Below are 19,020 nucleotides of genomic sequence, written 5' to 3' on the forward strand. Positions count from 1 at the left end.
GTTTTTACTTACTCTTCTTTTGGCCGTTAGCGTTTGGGCCTTTGTCTTGTAACTGGGATGGTAATAGCACGGTGGTGACTCGCTTGCCTTTATCACTGAAGGCTTCCATTTGCTGCTCTTTCACCAGGTAGGTGATTTTGTCACCTTTGATATTGCTATCCAGCTGTTCCAGATAGGCATTACCGGTCAAAATAACGAATTCTTTGGCCACTTCATAACGCAGTTTCTGGCCGTGGCCTTTTACCGGTTTCCCGTTGTCCTGCATTTGATAGAAAGTCACCGGATTACCAAAACCTTCGATCACCGTTTTACTTTGATCGCCGCCGGGACGAGTAATAACCATTTTATCGGCTTTAATTTCGATACTACCTTGCTTCACGATCACATTGTCCGTGAAAGTGGCGGTATTACCGGTCATGTCCAGAGCTTGTTTATCCGACGTAATATTAATTGGCTGATCGGTATCGCCGGTTAATGCCAGAGCCGGAACGCTTGCGACCAAAAGCGAGCTGGCAATCAGGAGGTGACGCATTTTATTTTTGGATTTCATAATAGGTTTTAACCTTTTCAATCAGCTCGGCGGTTTTGTTCCGCAAATTCCCACGCATTTTCATGCCGTTAGATGTAAACCCAATGCCATAAAGGGTAACTTCATCGTCTGAGGATACATCCTGAGTGATCAAATTAACCTGCGCATTATCGGTTTTGATTTTCTGCAATTGCGAAGTGGTGGTTAAACTGTCCACGACCACATTACCGTATAAATACAGCATTCTGTCATCGGTCAGTTTGGCGCGATCGGCGCGGACTGACCAAGTCGCTACGGCATTTTCATCAAACATGGTCATGACCGGTTTGGTAAACCAGGTCACCTCTTTGGTGGTGTAATTTTTAACATCTTCCGCCACCAGTTTGTAATTGAGTTTACCGACCGGATTATAAACTACCGTCACCGTATGCTGACTTTGGTAGGTCGGTTCATTATCGTCGACTGGAATATTCTGATCTTTCTGATTAAATCCGGAAAAGTTCCAGCCAATCAGCGACAGCGTAATCAACGCCAGTATTAGCGTGATCCAAAATTTTGTTTTACTCATATCGACAACCCTTCGGCACCTTCCAGCTTATCCTGCGCAAGCAGTATTAAATCGCATAATTCACGCACTGCACCGCGCCCGCCGTTTATCCGCGTAACATAATGTGCTTTAGGTAGCAGCAGAGGGTGGGCATCTGCCACCGCTACGGATAAACCAACCTGTGCCATCACCGGCCAGTCAATCAGGTCGTCACCGATGTACGCGACTTCCTCAGGCTGACAGGAGAGTGTATCTAACAGTTCACCATAGGCCAAAAGCTTATTGGGTTGCCCTTGGTAAAGATGAGTAATCCCCAAGGTTTTAGCTCGGTCTTCCAGTAACTTTGCTGAACGGCCGGTGATAATGGCCACTTCAATCCCAGAGGTGAGCAGGCAGCGGATGCCATAACCATCGCGGACATTAAAGCTTTTCAGCTCTTCGCCATCGTTGCCCATAAAAATCAGGCCGTCGGACATCACGCCGTCCACGTCGCAAATCAGCAGCCGGATTTTGGCCGCTCTTTGCATTACATCTGCGGTTACCGGCCCGTAGCAAGTGTCCGCATACTCAGTGTTACTCATTCCATATCCTTTATACGACGCCTGCTCTCAGCATGTCATGCATATGAACCACGCCCAATAATTGGTCACCGTCAGCCACTAATAGCGCGGTGATATGACGTGATTCCATCAGATTTAGCGCATCAACCGCCAGAATATTCGGGCGTACCCGAACGCCGCCGCGGGTCATTACATCGGCAATTTTGGCGTTATTCAGGTCGATACCCATATCAAATACGCGGCGTAAGTCGCCGTCGGTAAAGATACCCTCGATCTTCATCAAGTCGTTACAGATAACGGTTAAACCAAGATTCTTCCGAGTGATCTCTAATAATGCATCACGCAGCGAAGCATCGGGACTGACGTGGGGAATATCATCGCCAGTGTGCATGATATCGCTGATGCGCAAGAGTAGTTTACGCCCCAGTGCGCCGCCGGGATGGGACAGCGCGAAGTCTTCCTGAGTAAAGCCACGGGCTTTCAGCAGCGCGACGGCTAATGCATCGCCCATCACCAAGGTCGCGGTAGTGCTGGTGGTTGGCGCCAGACCCAGTGGGCAGGCTTCCTGCGGCACTTTGATGCATAAATGAATATCTGCGGCCTTGCCCATGGTGCTGTTTGGATTGTTCGTCATACAGATCAATGGAATGCGTTGACGTTTCAACACCGGAATCAATGCCAGAATCTCGTTGGATTCGCCGGAATTAGAAATGGCCAGCACGATATCCTGCGGTGTTACCATTCCCAAATCGCCGTGGCTAGCTTCCCCCGGATGTACAAAGAAGGCCGGTGAACCGGTACTGGCGAAGGTGGCCGCAATTTTGCAACCGATGTGGCCAGATTTCCCCATGCCCATCACGACGATCTTGCCCTGACAATGGAACATTTTCTCGCAGGCGCGAGCGAAATCTTCATTAATATATTGATCAAGTTCGGCCAGGCCATCACGTTCGATCTGTAATACCTGTTTACCGGCCTGTTGAAAATCTACATCCGGATGCAAAGCAACGTTCGACATACTCAGTTCCCGCTCGTTTTATAATACTGCGCTGAAAGGGGCGAAAAATAGCACCGCAAGGTACGCGATAAAGCCACATAATAACAGAGCGCCGGCCAGATGACCGATTCGTTGTTTTCGCCCAAGGCAAAGTAGGGTAAATATGACGCTTACAACCAGCATTACCCAGTAATCTCGCTGGAAAGCTTCCGGATTAATTGCACCCGGAGACAATAACGCCGGTACGCCCAATACGATCACGATATTAAAAATATTGGAGCCGATGATATTACCGATGGCCATATCATCCTCGCCTTTTAGTGCGCCGGCTATAGAAGTCGCCAATTCTGGCAGGCTGGTGCCGATGGCAATCACTGTTAAACCAATGACTAACTCACTCAGCCCAAAGAAGCGGGCAATCACCGTGGCATTATCAACCACAATTTTGGCGGAAAGCGGTAATATAATAAACGCCAGCACCAGCCACAGACAGGCCACGGTATTACTGCTGTCCTGAGGCAATTCTGATAATTGCTCGCGGGTAAGAATATCGTTACCTTCATTGTGCGCCAGACGGGCAATCTTCAACATCAGGGTGATAAAAGCGGCGGCGGCAGTCAGTAAAATAACCCCATCCCATTGGCTAAGATAATTGTTAGATAGCACAAAGCCGCACAGAACAGTGACCACCAACATTAACGGGAGTTCTCGTTGCAGAATTTCTGATCTTACCGTCAGCGGGCGAATAAACGCGGCTCCGCCAATAATCAGCAGCAAATTGGTAATGTTTGAGCCGATAACGTTACCCACGGCCATATCGGTTTGGTTATTGAGTGCGGCCGTAACTGAAACAATCAATTCAGGTAGAGAGGTGCCGATGCCGACAATGGTCATACCGATAATTAACGGTGGAACACCTAACGAGCGGGACAAAACGGCGGCGCCGTACACCAGGCGATCCGCGCCGTACACCAATAAAACCAAGCCAACGATTAATAATGCTATCGCAAGAAACATGCAGAGTCCTTATTGGGTATAATCCCCGGTCCGTTGGCGAAAGGGCATTTGTTTGAGCTTTCGCTCTCATTCTCTTAATGCACTAATTTTGACTGTGGGCGTCGGAAAAGTAAAACTTATGGCCACTTTGGCTACGAAAAAGCGCAAATAAGTTGTAAGAATGCTACGCGTTACACCTATTGACTCCATTTACTGTAGCATTGGCGGTTAAATAGGTAATAAACGGCCTGAAGGGATAAATAAGCATGAATCAGCCGGTGTCTAATCTGATTGAGATCCGTAGGATGAGTTTTACCCGCGGAGAGCGCCCTATTTTTACAGATATCAACATGACCGTACCTAAGGGCAAAGTCACCGCTATTATGGGGCCGTCGGGTATAGGAAAAACCACGCTGCTGCGTTTGATTGGCGGGCAGCTAACTCCGGACGCCGGTGAAATCTGGTTTGATGGCGATAATATTCCATCACTTTCCAGACATCGCCTGTATGACGTGCGTAAAAAAATGAGCATGTTGTTCCAGTCTGGAGCTTTGTTTACCGATTTGACGGTGTTTGAAAACGTGGCTTTTCCGCTGCGCGAACATGGTCATCTACCGGAAGAACTGCTACACAGCACGGTGATGATGAAGCTGGAAGCCGTGGGGCTGCGCGGTGCGGCAAATCTTATGCCGGCCGAGCTTTCGGGCGGTATGGCTCGTCGTGCGGCGCTGGCGCGGGCTATTGCATTGGATCCTGAACTCATCATGTTTGATGAGCCTTTTGTCGGGCAGGACCCAATCACTATGGGGGTATTGGTTAAGCTGATTGATGAGCTGAATCATGCGTTGGGCGTAACCTGCGTCGTGGTTTCTCACGATGTGCCAGAAGTGCTTAGCATCGCGGATTATGCCTATATCGTTGCCGATCAGCATGTTATTGCTGAAGGAACGCCGAAGCAGTTACAAACCAATAGCGATCCTCGGGTGCGTCAATTCCTGGATGGCATCGCTGACGGGCCGGTACCATTCCGTTTCCCGGCGGGCGATTATAAAACCGAGCTATTAGGCTGATGGAGTGTTCATGTTAGTACAGACGTTAGCGTCCGTAGGCCGCAAAGGTATTAATATTTGCGCTACGTTCGGGCGAGCGGGATTGATGTTGTTCAACGCCATAATTGGTTGCCCGCAACCGCGCAAGCAGTTACCGCTACTGGTAAAGCAGCTTTATAGCGTGGGGGTACAATCCCTGCTGATTATTGTCGTTTCTGGCCTCTTTATCGGCATGGTGCTGGGCTTGCAAGGCTATCTGATTCTGACCACCTATAGCGCAGAAGCCAGTCTGGGCATGATGGTCTCACTGTCCTTGCTACGTGAGCTAGGACCGGTGGTGACGGCGTTATTGTTCGCCGGGCGAGCCGGTTCTGCGCTGACCGCAGAAATCGGCCTGATGAAAGCCACCGAGCAAATCTCCAGTCTGGAAATGATGGCTATCGATCCATTGCGCCGGGTTGTTGCGCCCCGCTTTTGGGCCGGTTTAATCAGTATGCCTCTGCTGACGGCAATTTTTGTCGCAGTCGGTATCTGGGGTGGCTCCGTGGTTGGCGTGGACTGGAAAGGTATCGATAGCGGCTTCTTCTGGTCAGCCATGCAGGGCGCGGTTGATTGGCGTACAGATTTACTGAATTGCCTGATCAAGAGTCTGGTATTTGCCATTACCGTGACCTGGATTGCGCTGTTCAATGGGTATGATGCAATCCCAACATCAGAAGGGATTAGCCGGGCAACGACCCGTACCGTGGTGCATTCATCACTGGCGGTACTGGGATTAGATTTTGTGCTGACAGCACTGATGTTTGGGAATTGAGTCGATGCAAACGAAGAAAACTGAAGTCTGGGTGGGCCTATTTATCGTGATTGCCTTAGCGGCAATCATCTTTTTATGCCTGAAAGTGGCGGATATTAAATCTGTTGGCAATCAGCCTACTTACCGGATATATGCCACTTTTGATAATATTGGCGGCCTGAAAGCCAGTTCACCGGTTAAAATTGGTGGTGTAGTGGTAGGACGGGTGGCCGATATTACTCTTGATACCAAAAATTACAGTCCGCGAGTTGCGATTGATATAGAGGATCAATATAACCGAATTCCTGATACCAGCTCTTTAGCGATTCGTACCTCAGGTTTATTGGGCGAACAATATCTGGCGTTAAACGTGGGTTTTGAAGATCCGGAAATGGGCACCAGTATTTTGAAAGAGGGTGGCACCATTCAGGACACCAAATCTGCATTGGTTCTGGAAGATTTAATCGGCCAGTTCCTGTACAAAAGCGGCGGTAATAATCAGGAAACACCTGAAACTGCACCGGCAGGGGGTTCTACTCCTCCCGCGGCTCAAATTCATTAAGAGGGCATTTGAATGTTTAAACGTTTATTAATGGTCGCACTGTTGGTGGTGGCACCGTTGGCAAATGCCGTGGATCAAACCAACCCTTATCGTCTGATGGACGATGCAGCGCAAAAAACTTTCACTCGTCTGAAAAACGAACAGCCTAAAATTAAGCAGAATCCAGATTATCTGCGCACCATCGTTCATGAAGAACTGATGCCGTTCGTGCAGATTAAATACGCCGGAGCCTTAGTGCTAGGCACTTATTACAAAAGCGCCACGCCAGCTCAGCGCGAAGCCTATTTCAACGCTTTTGGCCAATATCTGGAACAGGCCTACGGCCAGGCATTGGCTTTATATCACGGTCAAACTTACCAAATTGCGCCAGAACACCCGCTGGGTGATGCTAATATTATCGCTATCCGCGTCACCATTTTGGACCCCAATGGACGACCTCCGGTGCGTTTGGATTTCCAATGGCGTAAAAATAGTCAAACTGGTCACTGGCAAGCCTTTGACATGATTGCGGAAGGCGTCAGCATGATCAGCACCAAGCAGAATGAATGGGCATCGATTTTGCGCACTCAGGGTGTAGACGGTTTGACTAAGCAATTGTTAATCGCCGCCAAACAGCCTATTACGTTGGATCAAAAATAATTATGGCAGATGAGCTTCGCTGGGAATCCCAAGGCAGCACGCTGTGGCTGATTGGGGATCTGGATCGTGAAACCTTGCTGCCACTGTGGCAGCAGCGGAACGCTTTGCTGGCGGATAAAACTTGCCTGAATGTGGCGCAGTTACAGCGTGTTGACTCTTCAGGTTTGGCGTTGCTGGTTCATTTACGTGAAGCGTTGCATCAGCGAGGCGTCGAGCTGAAAATTTCAGGCGTCAGCGATCGTTTGGCGACGCTGATTACGTTATACAATTTACAGGAAATAATTCCAGTCACGGCGGCAACTTAGCGCGTCGCACGACCTTAGTTGAGCATAACGGCATTCTGGCCCCTGTACGTAACTTACGACACAGGGGCTTTTCTTTAGTTTAAGAGCTCGCCGTATTCATCTACTATGTTTGACTGATTATGATCCTCTGAAAATAGAATGAATATTATGGATACCAACGAAATTAAAGATGTGCTGATGAACGCATTGGCACTACAGGAAGCACACGTGACCGGCGACGGTAGTCATTTTCAGGTGATTGCTGTCGGTGAGTTATTTGCCGATATGAGCCGCGTGAAGAAACAGCAGGCTGTGTATGCGCCTTTGATGGAATACATCGCTGATAACCGCATTCATGCTTTATCGATCAAAGCTTATACGCCTCAAGAGTGGCAGCGGGATCGCAAACTTAACGGCTTTTAATGCTGTTGGCTACGGCGAACAGCGACATCGAATCTGACAACAGAGAGTAGTCAAATGGAGAAATTTCGTGTGCAGGGGCGGACTCGCCTAAGTGGTGAAGTCACTATTTCCGGCGCTAAAAACGCTGCCCTGCCAATTATGTTTGCCGCGTTGTTGGCCGAAGAACCGGTGGAATTACAGAATGTTCCTCATCTGAAGGACATCGATACCACTATTAAATTACTGAGCCAACTGGGTACTAAAATTGAGCGTAATGGCTCGATTTTTGTTGATGCCAGCGGGGTTGATGTATTCTGCGCGCCTTACGATCTGGTGAAAACCATGCGCGCCTCCATTTGGGCGTTAGGGCCTTTGGTTGCGCGTTTTGGTCGCGGTCAGGTTTCTTTACCAGGCGGCTGCGCTATCGGTGCTCGTCCGGTTGACCTGCATATCTCTGGTTTGGAACAGCTTGGCGCTGAAATCAAACTGGAAGAAGGCTACGTTAAAGCCTCCGTTGACGGTCGCCTGAAAGGCGCTCACATCGTTATGGATAAGGTCAGCGTTGGCGCGACCGTCACCATTATGAGTGCGGCGACACTGGCTGAAGGCACCACGATTATTGAAAACGCAGCCCGCGAACCGGAAATCGTCGATACTGCGAACTTCCTGAACACGTTGGGTGCAAAAATTACCGGCGCAGGCACTGACCGCATCACAATCGAAGGCGTGGCGCGTTTGGGCGGCGGCGTTTATCGCGTACTGCCGGATCGTATCGAAACCGGTACTTTCCTGGTGGCTGCGGCGATTTCTGGCGGTAAAGTTGTGTGTCGCAAAACCCGTCCGGATACTCTGGATGCGGTATTGGCGAAACTGCGTGAAGCCGGCGCGGATATTGAAGTAGGTGAGGACTGGATTAGTCTGGATATGCACGGTGAACGTCCTAAGGCCGTGACTTTGCGTACCTCGCCGCATCCAGGTTTCCCGACGGATATGCAAGCGCAGTTCAGCCTGCTGAATCTGGTTGCCGAAGGTACTGGCGTGATTACCGAAACTATCTTCGAAAACCGCTTTATGCACGTTCCGGAATTGATTCGTATGGGCGCTCGTGCAGAAATAGAAAGCAACACCGTGATTTGCCATGGCGTTAAACAGCTCTCTGGCGCGCAGGTTATGGCAACAGACCTGCGGGCTTCAGCCAGCTTGGTATTGGCGGGTTGTATCGCTGATGGCGTAACTATCGTTGACCGTATCTATCACATCGATCGCGGATACGAGCGTATTGAAGACAAACTGCGTGCGTTGGGTGCCAACATCGAACGAGTGCAAGGGGAGTAAGCTTTGCTGCGGCTTAGCTAACTGAGATTTAATCTGGCAGGTATGTAGTCATGCCAGATTTAACCGAACCCAGATATAAAAAAGCCGGTCAGGTTTCTCAACTGGCCGGCTTTTTTTGCCTGTAACTCAGATTATTTCATCCCATCAGCTGTCTGGATATTCACTGATAGTTAAGTTCAGGGTGATTTGTTCGCCATTGCGCAGAATAACCACGGGAATAGTGGTGCCAGGACGGACTTCGGCTACCTGATCCATGGTTTCTACTGCAGAGATTGCCGGTTTGTTATTCACACTAAGGATAATATCACCGACCTGCATATTTGCCGCCGCCGCTGGGCCGTTAGGCGAAACCTGATTCACTTTAATACCGTGAATGCGCTCCAGATTAGAGGAAGCATTGCGGGTATTGGCGTGGAACGGCGGATAATCGCCGCCGGTAATGCCGATAAAGCCACGAATGACTCGCCCATCGCGAATCAGTTTTTCCATTACTTTAGTGGCTAAAACGGTAGGAATTGCGAAGCCAATGCCTTCCGGCGTTTCGCCATTGTTACTTTTATCGAAAGATAACGTATTAATTCCCACCAATTCGCCGAGAGAGTTGACCAGCGCGCCCCCCGAGTTTCCCTGATTGATCGATGCATCAGTTTGCAGGAAGTTTTGTCGACCGGATGAGCTTAAACCTATGCGTCCAGTCGCGCTGATAATGCCCTGAGTAATTGTTTGCCCTAGGTTATAAGGGTTACCTATGGCAAGAACCACATCGCCAACATGTGGGATTCTGTGGTTATTAATCGGTATAACCGGCAAATTGCCCGCATCGATTTTTAGCACGGCCAGATCGGTCATATTGTCGGAGCCAACCAGCAAGGCTTCGGACACGCGCCCATCTTGCAGAGCCACAATAATCTGCTCAGCGTTATTCACCACGTGCTTGTTGGTAAGAATATAGCCCTTGTCACTCATGATCACGCCAGAACCCAGAGTGCGAATGGCCAGACCGTCCTGAGCGGTGGCACCCATGCTGCGGTTGTACACATTGACTACCGCAGGCGCGGCTCTGCGCACCCCAAGGTTGTAGCTAACGGGAACTTCACTATCTGTGCTCTCTGCTTTTCCGGCGAACAGGTAACCGGGCGAACGCAAAACGGGCAGCGCAGCCAGTAATATACCGGCAACAATCAGCCCAATAATGGTGGATCGCAATAGCTTAATAAACATGAGGTTTAAGGCATGAAAGATAGGTGATGGCAGAATAGCATGAGTTAACCGGACACAGCATTGTGCTGTGTCCGATTTTTCTACAAATTAACGTAATAATAGATAAATGGTTTCGTTGCCGCGGATGATATTCAACGCCATCACCGCAGGTTTAGTTGCCAGCGCTTTCCGTAACTCGCTGATATCTTTAGTTTGCTGACGGTTGATACCGATGATCACATCATCTTTCTGTAACCCGGCCTGTGCAGCTGGGGAACCTTTAGCGACGTTATCGACTTTAACGCCTTTGCCTACGCCTTTAATTTCGGTGTTGCTCAAAGACGCACCCTGTAATGATGAAGACAGGGTTTCGGCGCTGGTGGAGGTCGGGTTGCTGTTTTCCAGCGTTACCGAGACTTCCAGCGGTTTGCCGTCGCGCAGTAAGCCAACTTTGATGGTTTTACCCGGCCCGGTCGTTCCGACTTTAGCGCGAAGCTCGGCGAAGCTGTTAATTGGCTTGCCATCCACAGAAACCAATACGTCACCGGCTTTAATACCGGCTTTCGCCGCAGCAGATTTCGGCATAACTTCGCTGACGAATGCGCCACGCTGCGCGTCGATATTAAAGGCTTTGGCCATGTCGGCGGTCATTTCACTGCCTTTAATACCTAAAACGCCGCGTTTGACTTCACCAAACTCAATCAGTTGCTGGCTTAGGTTTTGCGCCATATTGCTCGGAATGGCAAAGCCGATCCCGATGTTACCGCCGCCCGGAGCCAGAATGGCCGTGTTAATCCCGATAAGTTCGCCGTTCAGGTTAACCAGCGCGCCGCCGGAATTACCCCGGTTGATAGAAGCATCGGTTTGAATAAAGTTTTCCAGCCCTTCCAGATTCAGGCCACTGCGGCCCAGAGCGGAAATAATACCGGATGTTGCAGTCTGGCCTAAACCGAATGGGTTACCGACCGCAACGGCGAAATCACCAACTCGCAGATTGTCTGAATCTGCGATAGGAATCGCTTTCAGGTTTTTGGCATCCGTAATCTGTAACAGAGCAATATCGGTTTGCTCATCGCGCCCCAGCAGTTTGGCATCATATTCACGGCCATCATTCAACTGAACGCGGATTTTATCTGCATTATTGATAACGTGATTATTAGTCAGCACATAGCCTTTCTCGGCGTTAATAATCACGCCTGAGCCCAGGCCTTCAAACGGTCGGATGCTTTCTTTGCTCATCGGCGCATTCGGGCCGAAGAAGAATTTAAACTCTTCCGGTAAACGCTGTTGCTGCGCTTGAGTGCCGGTCACATGGACACTGACTACCGCTGGCAGGACTTTTTCTAACATTGGTGCAAGGCTTGGCAAAGGTTGTCCGGCGACGGCCATTGGCAAGGGGGCTGCGGTAACCGCCGGTGCAGCGGCAAGGCTAAGGCCAACGCTTATAGCTAGTGCACTAAGAAGTAATGACTTTTTTTTCATTGGATTAAACTCTCTCAATACCTAACGGTGAATGAATTAGTGATATTGCGGCATAGGCCCACTGAAAGCTAAGACCGTTGGACCGGTAAAAAATTCACTTATTTCAAAAAGCTACTGCGATTACCGCCAGAAGCGACCACGTGATATTCCATCATATAGGGATCGGGGGTCGGTGATTCAAGGAGTGGTAAGTATAGAACTGTAAAAGAAGGGTAAATTAAAGATAACCAGATAGCGCGGGGGAGTGCGCTATCTGGACAACATATTGATAGGTCAGATTAATCGCGGGTTTGATGTTCAGGACGCAGCAAACCGGACGCCCCTTCGGAATAATCGCGCGGCGGCATTTTTACCGGTGCCTGATCGTTATCCGCTTCGGATTCGGTCAAACGGTAGCGGAACGGGTTGTCCTGCATTGGTAAATCAGGCAGCAGGTTATTCGAGCTTTTCGCCATGTGCTGATACAGCTGACGATAGTCACGAGCCATATTGTCCAGCAATTCCGCACTGCGGGCGAAATGACCAACCAACTCCTGACGATATTCTTCCAGATCGGATTTGCTCTTTTCCAGTTCGTTTTGCAGCACTTGCTGCTGACGCAATTTACGATTGCCAAAGCGCATGGCTACCGCACCGATGGCGATACCAACAACTAATCCAATAAGCGCATACTCCCAGGTCATAATGACTCCTTTTTTGACTTCATTGTTCGGTAGGGCTTTTTCACTAATAATACCCACTATAACCGTTAACCTTGTCAGAGTGGAATCCTGATGCAACTTTGCCTATGGTTATCATACTTTTTCCGATGGCATTACCGTCGTTAAATGCGTCGATTACCAGATAAATCAGCATAAAAGCGCAGCGAAAAACAGATAAATATTTTATCAGGGATTGTTGAAAAACATGCAACCTAGTACACCTACAGCACGTTATCAGCAGGCTTTAGCCGCTGGAGAATATCAGCCCGACGAGGTTCAGCGTCAAGCGGTTGAGCAACTGGAACAGATTTATTTGGCTTTGTGTGAGCGGGCAAATCGGCCGACACCCACGCTGGGTCTGCGTGGTCGCCTGAGTCGTTTATTAGGAAGAAACCACGCTTTAGCGGTCACTCCCCCAGTACAGGGGTTATATATGTGGGGCGGCGTTGGGCGCGGAAAAACCTGGCTAATGGATCTGTTTTTCCACAGTTTGCCCGGCGATCGTAAGCTTCGGCTGCATTTTCATCGCTTTATGCTGCGGGTTCATCAGGAATTGGCCGAACTGCAAGGCCATGAAAATCCGCTGGAAATAATTGCCGACGGATTTAAAGCTCAAACCGATGTGTTGTGCTTTGATGAATTCTTTGTTTCGGATATCACCGACGCCATGCTGCTGGCTACGCTGCTGCAGGCTCTGTTTGCTCGCGGTATCACGTTGATTGCCACCTCTAACATACCGCCGGACAATCTCTATCAAAACGGTTTACAGCGAGCGCGCTTCATTCCCGCTATTGCCCTGATTAAAGAATATTGCGAAGTGATGAACGTCGATGCCGGTATTGATTATCGGTTACGGACACTCACGCAGGCACACTTGTATCTCACGCCGTTAAACCCGCAAACCGAACAAAATATGCGTCAGATGTTTATTAAACTGGCGGGGAAAGTGGGGGAAGAAAAGCCGGTTTTGGAGATTAATCATCGCCCGCTGGCAGCTATTAGCGCTGCTGATGGCGTGCTGGCGGTAGATTTCCATACATTATGTGAAGAAGCTCGCAGTCAGTTGGATTACATAGCGCTGTCCCGCGAGTATCACACGGTATTACTTCACAATTTGCGCCTGATGACGGCAAAGGAAGAAAATGCTGCACGCCGGTTTTTAGCGTTGGTTGATGAGTTTTACGAACGTCGAGTGAAGTTAATTATCTCTGCAGAAGCATCGATGTTTGAAATTTATCAGGGGGAACGCTTAAAATTCGAGTATCAACGCTGTTTATCGCGCCTACAAGAGATGCAGAGCGAAGAGTACCTTAAACTGCCCCATCTGCCGTAAAACGTCAGGTTGCAGTATATTGACGTCGTTGCTCGCACATTGCTGGTTAAACATGCTATTCTGCGCCAGGGCGATCGTTGATCGCCCGATTGAACACCTGTAATTTTATGCTTCTCACGCCAAAAACAGTTCGATCTTTGCAACCGACTTCTCTATAATCTTGCGACCCCACGTTACAATAAAGTTTTTTTCCCAAAAACTTTATAGTGCCAGCATAGGCTATTCGAAGGGGTAGGTTTGCTGGACTTGATGGTCGTGTGAGCCTCAACTGTTGATTTGAGCGTTTGGGTGTTCACCAACGTGTAACTTATAATTGGGTAAGCTTTTAATGAAAACTTTCACAGCTAAACCAGAAACCGTAAAACGCGACTGGTATGTTGTTGACGCGAACGGTAAGACCTTAGGTCGCCTCGCTACTGAACTGGCTCGTCGCCTGCGCGGCAAGCATAAAGCGGAATACACCCCGCACGTTGATACTGGTGATTACATCATCGTTCTGAACGCAGATAAAGTTGCTGTAACCGGCAACAAGCGTACAGACAAGATTTATTACCATCACACCGGTCACATCGGTGGTATCAAACAAGCGACCTTTGAAGAGATGATTGCCCGCCGTCCTGAGCGTGTGATTGAAATCGCGGTTAAAGGCATGCTGCCGAAGGGCCCGCTGGGTCGTGCAATGTTCCGTAAACTGAAAGTTTACGCGGGCACTGAGCACACCCATGCGGCACAGCAACCGCAAGTTCTGGACATTTAATCGGGATTATGGCAATGGCTGAAAATCAATACTACGGCACTGGTCGCCGCAAAAGTTCTTCCGCACGCGTCTTTATTAAGCCGGGTAGCGGTAACATCGTTATTAACCAACGTAGCATCGAACAGTACTTCGGTCGCGAGACTGGCCGCATGGTCGTTATGCAGCCTCTGGTACTGTTAGATATGGTTGGTAAGTTTGACCTGTACATCACTGTTAAAGGTGGTGGTATTTCTGGTCAGGCTGGCGCTATCCGTCACGGTATCACCCGTGCACTGATGGAGTATGACGAGTCTCTGCGTGGTGAACTGCGTAAAGCTGGCTTCGTAACGCGTGATGCGCGTGAAGTTGAGCGTAAGAAAGTGGGTCTGCGTAAAGCACGTCGTCGTCCACAGTTCTCCAAACGTTAATTTTTTGCCTTTACGGCATCATATTAATGCTAAAAACCCGGTGCCTCACCGGGTTTTTTTATGCCTAAAATTCGAGTAATCCCTATTGGGGGCTGCGATTATGCGGTCTAAACTGCGAGTCGTCAGACAAATCACCATGAAATCACTGCACCATCCCCACAAAACAAGCAAAATCTGGTAAACTATCACACACTTTTGTGCCTGTTCGCCGAGCTGCTGACGTCCGTTTATCTCCCTGGCTGAATGATTATCTCGACCAAGGCTTATTAACGGCGTATTGGTCGAGACAGTGAACTGGCGGTAAAACTACTCAGGATAGCAACCGTTGTGTTGGCTATTCGCACTGTTTTCTAGATAAACTTGGAGGTTTTCATGGCTGTCGCTGCCAACAAACGTTCGGTAATGACGCTGTTCTCTGGCCCGACCGACATTTTTAGCCATCAAGTACGTATCGTACTGGCGGAGAAAGGTGTCAGCGTTGAGATTGAGCAGGTTGAGATGGATAACCTGCCGCAGGACCTGATTGACCTCAACCCGTACCAAACGGTACCTACGCTGGTCGATCGCGAGCTGACTCTGTATGAATCCCGTATCATCATGGAATACCTTGATGAGCGCTTCCCGCATCCTCCATTAATGCCTGTGTATCCGGTTGCCCGTGGTGAAAGCCGTTTGATGATGCTGCGTATCGAGAAAAACTGGTATTCACTGATGTACAAAATCGAGCAAAAAACCGGTCAGGAAGCAGAATCAGCCCGTCGCCAGCTGCGCGAAGAGCTGTTGGCCATTGCTCCAATCTTTGGTCAGACGCCTTATTTCATGAGCGAAGAATTTAGCTTGGTTGACTGTTACCTGGCACCGCTGCTGTGGCGTTTACCTGAACTGGGTATTGAGCTGAGCGGCGCTGGTTCAAAAGAATTGAAAGGCTACATGACTCGCGTGTTCGAACGTGATGCATTCCTGGCCTCGCTGACTGAACCTGAGCGCGAAATGCGTTTGCGCATTCAAGGTTAATGGTTATGGAGATGTCAGATATGTCTCCGCGCCGTCCTTACCTGCTGCGCGCATTTTATGATTGGCTGATTGATAACGAGCTTACACCGCATCTAGTGGTAGATGTGACGCTGCCCGACGTAGAGGTTCCAATGGAATTTGCCCGTGATGGTCAAATTGTATTGAATGTCGCGCCGCGGGCGGTGGGTAATCTGGAACTGGGTAATGAAGATGTCCGTTTCAATGCCCGTTTTGGCGGTGTACCTCGTCAGGTTGTTGTACCTATGGGCGCAGTTCTGGCTATTTATGCCAGAGAAAACGGCGCGGGTACGATGTTTGAACCTGAAGCGGCTTATGATGCCGACGCAGAAGGTTATTTTGCCGAGATGGATGACCAGAACGAAGAAAACGCGCCGAGCGAAAGCCTGGTGCTGGTCACCGATGAGACTCAGGCAAAGCTGGACAGCAGCAAACCGGATGATGAGCCTCCGCAGCCTCCACGGGGTGGACGGCCTGCATTACGGGTTGTGAAATAATAATCCGAGTGTTCTGCGTATTATTATAGGGCGGCTTAGGCCGCCCTTGTTGTTTCTGGCTCAAAAGCCGATCGTTAAGACAGCTTCTGCAATTCGGCGATGCAACTATCCCGCGTGGTCATCATATCGCTATTTCTGATAGTCGATAGAGTTCTGGAAGCCCGTTGTTTGAAGTTGATTTTGGCGGTGCTATCTGTTGCATCAGTCGGAGCAGTACAGACGTCGGACAAAGTTAACGAATGGCTATCGCCTACGGCCTTCAAGACCGCCGCTGGATTATAAATCAGGGCTGAAGACAGTGCTGATTTAACGCCTTGCGCAAATTTCTGATTCCCACCTTCTACTAGCTTCGGCGCCATCGCAATCCAGTTATCATCACCCAGCTTGATATTATTTTCTACCGCCGACAGTTGCCCGGATTTAGCCAGTTCTGCTACTACCGCTTTGGCTCCTCGTGCTTCAATGTTGTAGCCTACTTCCTGATAATTCAGTGACATAGCCAGAGAACTGAAACTGGTGACCAGTAAACCACCGGCGAGTAATAGCAAAGGGGTTTTCATCATCGATATCCTTGATCAAAATAACGGGTTGTAACTATAACAAATTAAAATAATTTATTTGTTCAATAGCTAACCTGTGCCAATATCTGCGCTTACACGAAGATAAGTCAGTCATTATAGCTATTTATGTATAGATCGCGATGAATATAGTTGACTTGATTGTTACAATTTTTTTATTTTTCTACCCTATTCATTTGATAATATTATTAATTTTTATTTCCCATCCGAATCATGCTGGTAATTATTTTTAAATACATAACAAAAACCCATGTTTAATTTCATGATACAAATTTTATTTATATGTATTACATTGTGTTTCATTGCTTATATTTATATAGTAAATATTTTAGTGCAGAATATTCTTAATTAAAGCTTGCTGCGGTTAATTAATTGAAATTGTCATTAAGTAGTGAGTTAATGATGTGGCTACGTTGAAATGATATTATTTATTTAAATATTAAAACGCAAAGCATCCATTGTTAACTTTGATGATCTAGTATGGATATTTATATGATTAATATCTATCAATGTCATTAATTGGAATGCAAGGAGTGATAATGCGCATTTAAAAGGAACTTATAATATGACTGGATATTCTCCCATGCGCGAAAATAATAGATTTATTACTCACTCTATTCATTACTTTTTATTTTATTTCGTGTTATTAGGTTTGAATCAGAAAAGTTGGGCAAATACCCCGTCTTTATCAGGAGTCGTTACAGGTAGCGCGGCTATTTTACAAGATAATGAACAACTATTGTCCCAAGAAACAACGAGGGTGCAGCAGAAACCAGTCATTGACCAACGCGAAAAATCCAATTCGAAAAGCGACACGGGGCAAATGCTGCGAGTGGCAACGCTAGGTGTGAAATCTTTACCGGAGCGCTATCGGGAACAAGTAAATACGCTATTAGCCGCGCGACAGAATCAGAATATGAGCTTATCCCAGCTACAGGCTATTCCATTGGAAATAGAAAGGATAATGCGCAAAAGTGGCGACCTTCTTAGTTTTGCTTATTTGCCAGAACAAGATATTACTGAAGGTCATGTTTATATTCAGGTGGTGCAAGGGCAGTTAGAGAAAATTCATCTACACAACAATCAATCTAACGTGCGCGATAGTTTGATAAATAAATTCCTACAGGCAGGGAATAAGCAACCTGAAGATATTAGTCAAATGGAAAGCGCGCTGCTGCGCTTAGGGGATCAGCCAGGAATCGGGCCATTAACTTCAATATTATCACCGGGTGAACAGGTAGGGAGCTCGCAGCTGAGCGTGAGCGTGGCATCAGAGCCAGTGATTAGCGGACGTTTGATGATGGATAATCATGGGGGGCGTTATTCCGGCCGCATCCGGACTTTTGCTCGAATGACCATTAATAACCCAACAGGATCGGCGGATCGCTTACAGGGAATGGTGCTCTATGTTCCTCAGTTCCTGCAAAATAAAGATTCCAATGATGCCAAAACTATCCTGGGCAATATTGCCTATGATTTACCCTTAGGTTATCAAGGCGCACGGGGCGGTATTTCTTATAGTCGGGTTGAGTCGCAGCCGGGGGGAAGATTTACCGGTTTTATCGACAGTAATGCTGATGTGCTCTCGATTTATAGCTCTTGGCCGGTTATCCGTACTGCGGGCAATAATTTATCTCTGGGTGTACAGGGGGATTATAAGTGGATGAGGGATAAAATATTGACCTTCATTTCTCACCGTGAGCAAGACTCTATAAGTTTGAGTCTCAATGGGGACTTTCGTCACCGATGGTTTGGACAACCTAATATTTTTAACTATCGTGCAGGATTAACTCGTGGAAAGTTAAGGGATGCGCAGCAAGATAATCCTAACCGTGGGGAATTTTGGAAGTGGGAAGCCCAGGGTATGGGATTACAGCGACTCAACGATTATTTTGGCGCTAGTCTGCGTGCCTCCGGGCAATTTAGTCATCAGAATATGGACGGCGTGGAAAAAATGGCGCTAGGTGGTCCATCGATTGTCCGAGCTTATGATGTGAATACGATTAGCGTAGACCGAGGTTTTTCCCTATCCCCAGCATTACGCCTGGATCTAACTACGTTATATCCTGGAATCAGTACTCATGCTTTCTATGATTACGCCCAAGGCTCTTTACTGGCAAATAAAGGAATCGGTCAATCTAATCATGTTTTATTACAAGGTTATGGAGCAGGGCTGACTTATCAGCACGATCGAGGAAACATTGATATTACTTATGCCAGACGGGCTGGCGCAGTAGATAATTTACTTGGCGCTACCGATCGTGGCCGATGGTGGTTAACCGGTTCGATTAATTTCTAATAATAATTTCATAATAACCATGTTTTCACTTAAATCATATT

General features: G+C 48.2%; 22 protein-coding genes. 13 read left to right on the top strand and 9 right to left on the bottom strand.

What is annotated here, in order from left to right:
- Positions 1-4 precede the first annotated feature (4 nt).
- The 5 genes from lptA to DBA33_RS04355 are packed head-to-tail and all read right to left on the bottom strand — an operon-like array spanning position 5 to position 3,650.
- The gene (lptA, locus tag DBA33_RS04335) at positions 5-550 is read right to left on the bottom strand and encodes a lipopolysaccharide ABC transporter substrate-binding protein LptA (RefSeq protein WP_064515362.1); all 546 of its coding nucleotides are present in this window, start codon (positions 548-550) and stop codon (positions 5-7) included.
- On the bottom strand, positions 534-1,097 hold the full coding sequence (gene lptC / locus DBA33_RS04340) for an LPS export ABC transporter periplasmic protein LptC (protein ID WP_049597901.1): 564 nt from the start codon (positions 1,095-1,097) through the stop codon (positions 534-536). The genes lptA and lptC overlap by 17 nt, the downstream gene beginning before the upstream one ends.
- Complete coding sequence (kdsC, locus tag DBA33_RS04345; RefSeq protein ID WP_064515360.1) at positions 1,094-1,657, bottom strand: 3-deoxy-manno-octulosonate-8-phosphatase KdsC; 564 nt, start codon at positions 1,655-1,657, stop codon at positions 1,094-1,096. The genes lptC and kdsC overlap by 4 nt, the downstream gene beginning before the upstream one ends.
- A 10-nt stretch (positions 1,658-1,667) precedes the next feature.
- Positions 1,668-2,654 carry an arabinose-5-phosphate isomerase KdsD gene (gene kdsD, locus DBA33_RS04350; protein ID WP_064515358.1) on the bottom strand — a complete coding sequence of 329 codons (987 nt, stop codon included), beginning with the start codon at positions 2,652-2,654 and terminating at the stop codon, positions 1,668-1,670.
- An 18-nt stretch (positions 2,655-2,672) separates the two neighbouring features.
- Positions 2,673-3,650, bottom strand: a complete 978-nt coding sequence (locus DBA33_RS04355; protein ID WP_064515356.1) for a calcium/sodium antiporter — start codon at positions 3,648-3,650, stop codon at positions 2,673-2,675.
- A 245-nt stretch (positions 3,651-3,895) separates the two neighbouring features.
- On the opposite strand from DBA33_RS04355, the gene mlaF reads away from it, so the two are divergent.
- From mlaF to murA, 7 genes are all read left to right on the top strand, one after another.
- The gene (mlaF, locus tag DBA33_RS04360) at positions 3,896-4,699 is read left to right on the top strand and encodes a phospholipid ABC transporter ATP-binding protein MlaF (protein ID WP_064515354.1); all 804 of its coding nucleotides are present in this window, start codon (positions 3,896-3,898) and stop codon (positions 4,697-4,699) included.
- 10 nt (positions 4,700-4,709) lie between these two features.
- Positions 4,710-5,492 (top strand): lipid asymmetry maintenance ABC transporter permease subunit MlaE, encoded by a 783-nt coding sequence (gene mlaE / locus DBA33_RS04365; protein ID WP_064515352.1) that lies wholly within the window; start codon positions 4,710-4,712, stop codon positions 5,490-5,492.
- Positions 5,493-5,496: 4 nt separating this feature from the next.
- On the top strand, positions 5,497-6,033 hold the full coding sequence (gene mlaD / locus DBA33_RS04370; protein ID WP_064515350.1) for an outer membrane lipid asymmetry maintenance protein MlaD: 537 nt from the start codon (positions 5,497-5,499) through the stop codon (positions 6,031-6,033).
- Positions 6,034-6,045: 12 nt separating this feature from the next.
- Positions 6,046-6,672, top strand: a complete 627-nt coding sequence (gene mlaC / locus DBA33_RS04375; RefSeq protein ID WP_064515348.1) for a phospholipid-binding protein MlaC — start codon at positions 6,046-6,048, stop codon at positions 6,670-6,672.
- Between the two features lie 2 nt (positions 6,673-6,674).
- Entirely contained in the window at positions 6,675-6,977 is a 303-nt protein-coding gene (gene mlaB / locus DBA33_RS04380; protein ID WP_064515346.1) for a lipid asymmetry maintenance protein MlaB, read from the top strand.
- Positions 6,978-7,124: 147 nt separating this feature from the next.
- Positions 7,125-7,379 carry a BolA family iron metabolism protein IbaG gene (gene ibaG / locus DBA33_RS04385; protein WP_025381593.1) on the top strand — a complete coding sequence of 85 codons (255 nt, stop codon included), beginning with the start codon at positions 7,125-7,127 and terminating at the stop codon, positions 7,377-7,379.
- A gap of 54 nt (positions 7,380-7,433) precedes the next feature.
- Positions 7,434-8,693 carry a UDP-N-acetylglucosamine 1-carboxyvinyltransferase gene (gene murA, locus DBA33_RS04390; protein ID WP_064515344.1) on the top strand — a complete coding sequence of 420 codons (1,260 nt, stop codon included), beginning with the start codon at positions 7,434-7,436 and terminating at the stop codon, positions 8,691-8,693.
- Between the two features lie 144 nt (positions 8,694-8,837).
- Here the strand turns inward: murA and degS are convergent, their stop codons facing one another.
- From degS to zapG, 3 genes are all read right to left on the bottom strand, one after another.
- Positions 8,838-9,914 carry an outer membrane-stress sensor serine endopeptidase DegS gene (degS, locus tag DBA33_RS04395; RefSeq protein ID WP_064515342.1) on the bottom strand — a complete coding sequence of 359 codons (1,077 nt, stop codon included), beginning with the start codon at positions 9,912-9,914 and terminating at the stop codon, positions 8,838-8,840.
- A gap of 87 nt (positions 9,915-10,001) precedes the next feature.
- A complete protein-coding gene (gene degQ / locus DBA33_RS04400) occupies positions 10,002-11,375 on the bottom strand; it encodes a serine endoprotease DegQ (RefSeq protein WP_120805669.1) in 1,374 nt (457 codons plus the stop codon).
- 278 nt (positions 11,376-11,653) lie between these two features.
- Positions 11,654-12,058: a Z-ring associated protein ZapG gene (gene zapG / locus DBA33_RS04405; RefSeq protein WP_049597883.1), complete on the bottom strand. Its 405-nt coding sequence runs from the start codon at positions 12,056-12,058 to the stop codon at positions 11,654-11,656.
- A 223-nt stretch (positions 12,059-12,281) separates the two neighbouring features.
- Here zapG and zapE point away from each other — a divergent pair, with 223 nt between their 5' ends.
- From zapE to sspB, 5 genes are all read left to right on the top strand, one after another.
- Positions 12,282-13,409, top strand: a complete 1,128-nt coding sequence (gene zapE, locus DBA33_RS04415; protein WP_064515338.1) for a cell division protein ZapE — start codon at positions 12,282-12,284, stop codon at positions 13,407-13,409.
- A gap of 328 nt (positions 13,410-13,737) precedes the next feature.
- Entirely contained in the window at positions 13,738-14,166 is a 429-nt protein-coding gene (rplM, locus tag DBA33_RS04420; protein ID WP_049597880.1) for a 50S ribosomal protein L13, read from the top strand.
- Between the two features lie 14 nt (positions 14,167-14,180).
- Complete coding sequence (rpsI, locus tag DBA33_RS04425; RefSeq protein WP_038241165.1) at positions 14,181-14,573, top strand: 30S ribosomal protein S9; 393 nt, start codon at positions 14,181-14,183, stop codon at positions 14,571-14,573.
- A gap of 372 nt (positions 14,574-14,945) precedes the next feature.
- On the top strand, positions 14,946-15,587 hold the full coding sequence (gene sspA / locus DBA33_RS04430; RefSeq protein ID WP_049597875.1) for a stringent starvation protein SspA: 642 nt from the start codon (positions 14,946-14,948) through the stop codon (positions 15,585-15,587).
- Between the two features lie 5 nt (positions 15,588-15,592).
- A complete protein-coding gene (gene sspB / locus DBA33_RS04435) occupies positions 15,593-16,102 on the top strand; it encodes a ClpXP protease specificity-enhancing factor (protein ID WP_064515336.1) in 510 nt (169 codons plus the stop codon).
- Positions 16,103-16,176: 74 nt separating this feature from the next.
- On the opposite strand, the gene DBA33_RS04440 is transcribed toward sspB, so the two are convergent.
- Positions 16,177-16,662 carry a hypothetical protein gene (locus DBA33_RS04440; protein ID WP_064515334.1) on the bottom strand — a complete coding sequence of 162 codons (486 nt, stop codon included), beginning with the start codon at positions 16,660-16,662 and terminating at the stop codon, positions 16,177-16,179.
- Between the two features lie 778 nt (positions 16,663-17,440).
- On the opposite strand from DBA33_RS04440, the gene DBA33_RS04445 reads away from it, so the two are divergent.
- Positions 17,441-18,979 carry a ShlB/FhaC/HecB family hemolysin secretion/activation protein gene (locus tag DBA33_RS04445; RefSeq protein ID WP_158513761.1) on the top strand — a complete coding sequence of 513 codons (1,539 nt, stop codon included), beginning with the start codon at positions 17,441-17,443 and terminating at the stop codon, positions 18,977-18,979.
- Positions 18,980-19,020 lie beyond the last annotated feature (41 nt).

Origin of the sequence: Yersinia sp. IP36721 (genome assembly GCF_003634395.1) — a bacterium.
Classification (GTDB): Bacteria; Pseudomonadota; Gammaproteobacteria; order Enterobacterales; family Enterobacteriaceae; genus Yersinia; species Yersinia entomophaga.

Excerpts from the sequence above, each read along its gene's own strand:
- DBA33_RS04355 (WP_064515356.1), bottom strand. The coding sequence starts at position 3,650 with ATGTTTCTTGCGATAGCATTATTAATCGTTGGCTTGGTTTTATTGGTG.
- mlaF (WP_064515354.1), top strand. The coding sequence starts at position 3,896 with ATGAATCAGCCGGTGTCTAATCTGATTGAGATCCGTAGGATGAGTTTT.
- DBA33_RS04440 (WP_064515334.1), bottom strand. The coding sequence starts at position 16,662 with ATGAAAACCCCTTTGCTATTACTCGCCGGTGGTTTACTGGTCACCAGT.
- rpsI (WP_038241165.1), top strand. The coding sequence starts at position 14,181 with ATGGCTGAAAATCAATACTACGGCACTGGTCGCCGCAAAAGTTCTTCC.
- ibaG (WP_025381593.1), top strand. The coding sequence starts at position 7,125 with ATGGATACCAACGAAATTAAAGATGTGCTGATGAACGCATTGGCACTA.
- murA (WP_064515344.1), top strand. The coding sequence starts at position 7,434 with ATGGAGAAATTTCGTGTGCAGGGGCGGACTCGCCTAAGTGGTGAAGTC.
- degS (WP_064515342.1), bottom strand. The coding sequence starts at position 9,914 with ATGTTTATTAAGCTATTGCGATCCACCATTATTGGGCTGATTGTTGCC.
- kdsD (WP_064515358.1), bottom strand. The coding sequence starts at position 2,654 with ATGTCGAACGTTGCTTTGCATCCGGATGTAGATTTTCAACAGGCCGGT.
- degQ (WP_120805669.1), bottom strand. The coding sequence starts at position 11,375 with ATGAAAAAAAAGTCATTACTTCTTAGTGCACTAGCTATAAGCGTTGGC.
- sspA (WP_049597875.1), top strand. The coding sequence starts at position 14,946 with ATGGCTGTCGCTGCCAACAAACGTTCGGTAATGACGCTGTTCTCTGGC.
- mlaC (WP_064515348.1), top strand. The coding sequence starts at position 6,046 with ATGTTTAAACGTTTATTAATGGTCGCACTGTTGGTGGTGGCACCGTTG.
- mlaD (WP_064515350.1), top strand. The coding sequence starts at position 5,497 with ATGCAAACGAAGAAAACTGAAGTCTGGGTGGGCCTATTTATCGTGATT.
- zapE (WP_064515338.1), top strand. The coding sequence starts at position 12,282 with ATGCAACCTAGTACACCTACAGCACGTTATCAGCAGGCTTTAGCCGCT.
- kdsC (WP_064515360.1), bottom strand. The coding sequence starts at position 1,657 with ATGAGTAACACTGAGTATGCGGACACTTGCTACGGGCCGGTAACCGCA.
- sspB (WP_064515336.1), top strand. The coding sequence starts at position 15,593 with ATGGAGATGTCAGATATGTCTCCGCGCCGTCCTTACCTGCTGCGCGCA.
- mlaB (WP_064515346.1), top strand. The coding sequence starts at position 6,675 with ATGGCAGATGAGCTTCGCTGGGAATCCCAAGGCAGCACGCTGTGGCTG.
- lptC (WP_049597901.1), bottom strand. The coding sequence starts at position 1,097 with ATGAGTAAAACAAAATTTTGGATCACGCTAATACTGGCGTTGATTACG.
- zapG (WP_049597883.1), bottom strand. The coding sequence starts at position 12,058 with ATGACCTGGGAGTATGCGCTTATTGGATTAGTTGTTGGTATCGCCATC.
- lptA (WP_064515362.1), bottom strand. The coding sequence starts at position 550 with ATGAAATCCAAAAATAAAATGCGTCACCTCCTGATTGCCAGCTCGCTT.
- rplM (WP_049597880.1), top strand. The coding sequence starts at position 13,738 with ATGAAAACTTTCACAGCTAAACCAGAAACCGTAAAACGCGACTGGTAT.
- mlaE (WP_064515352.1), top strand. The coding sequence starts at position 4,710 with ATGTTAGTACAGACGTTAGCGTCCGTAGGCCGCAAAGGTATTAATATT.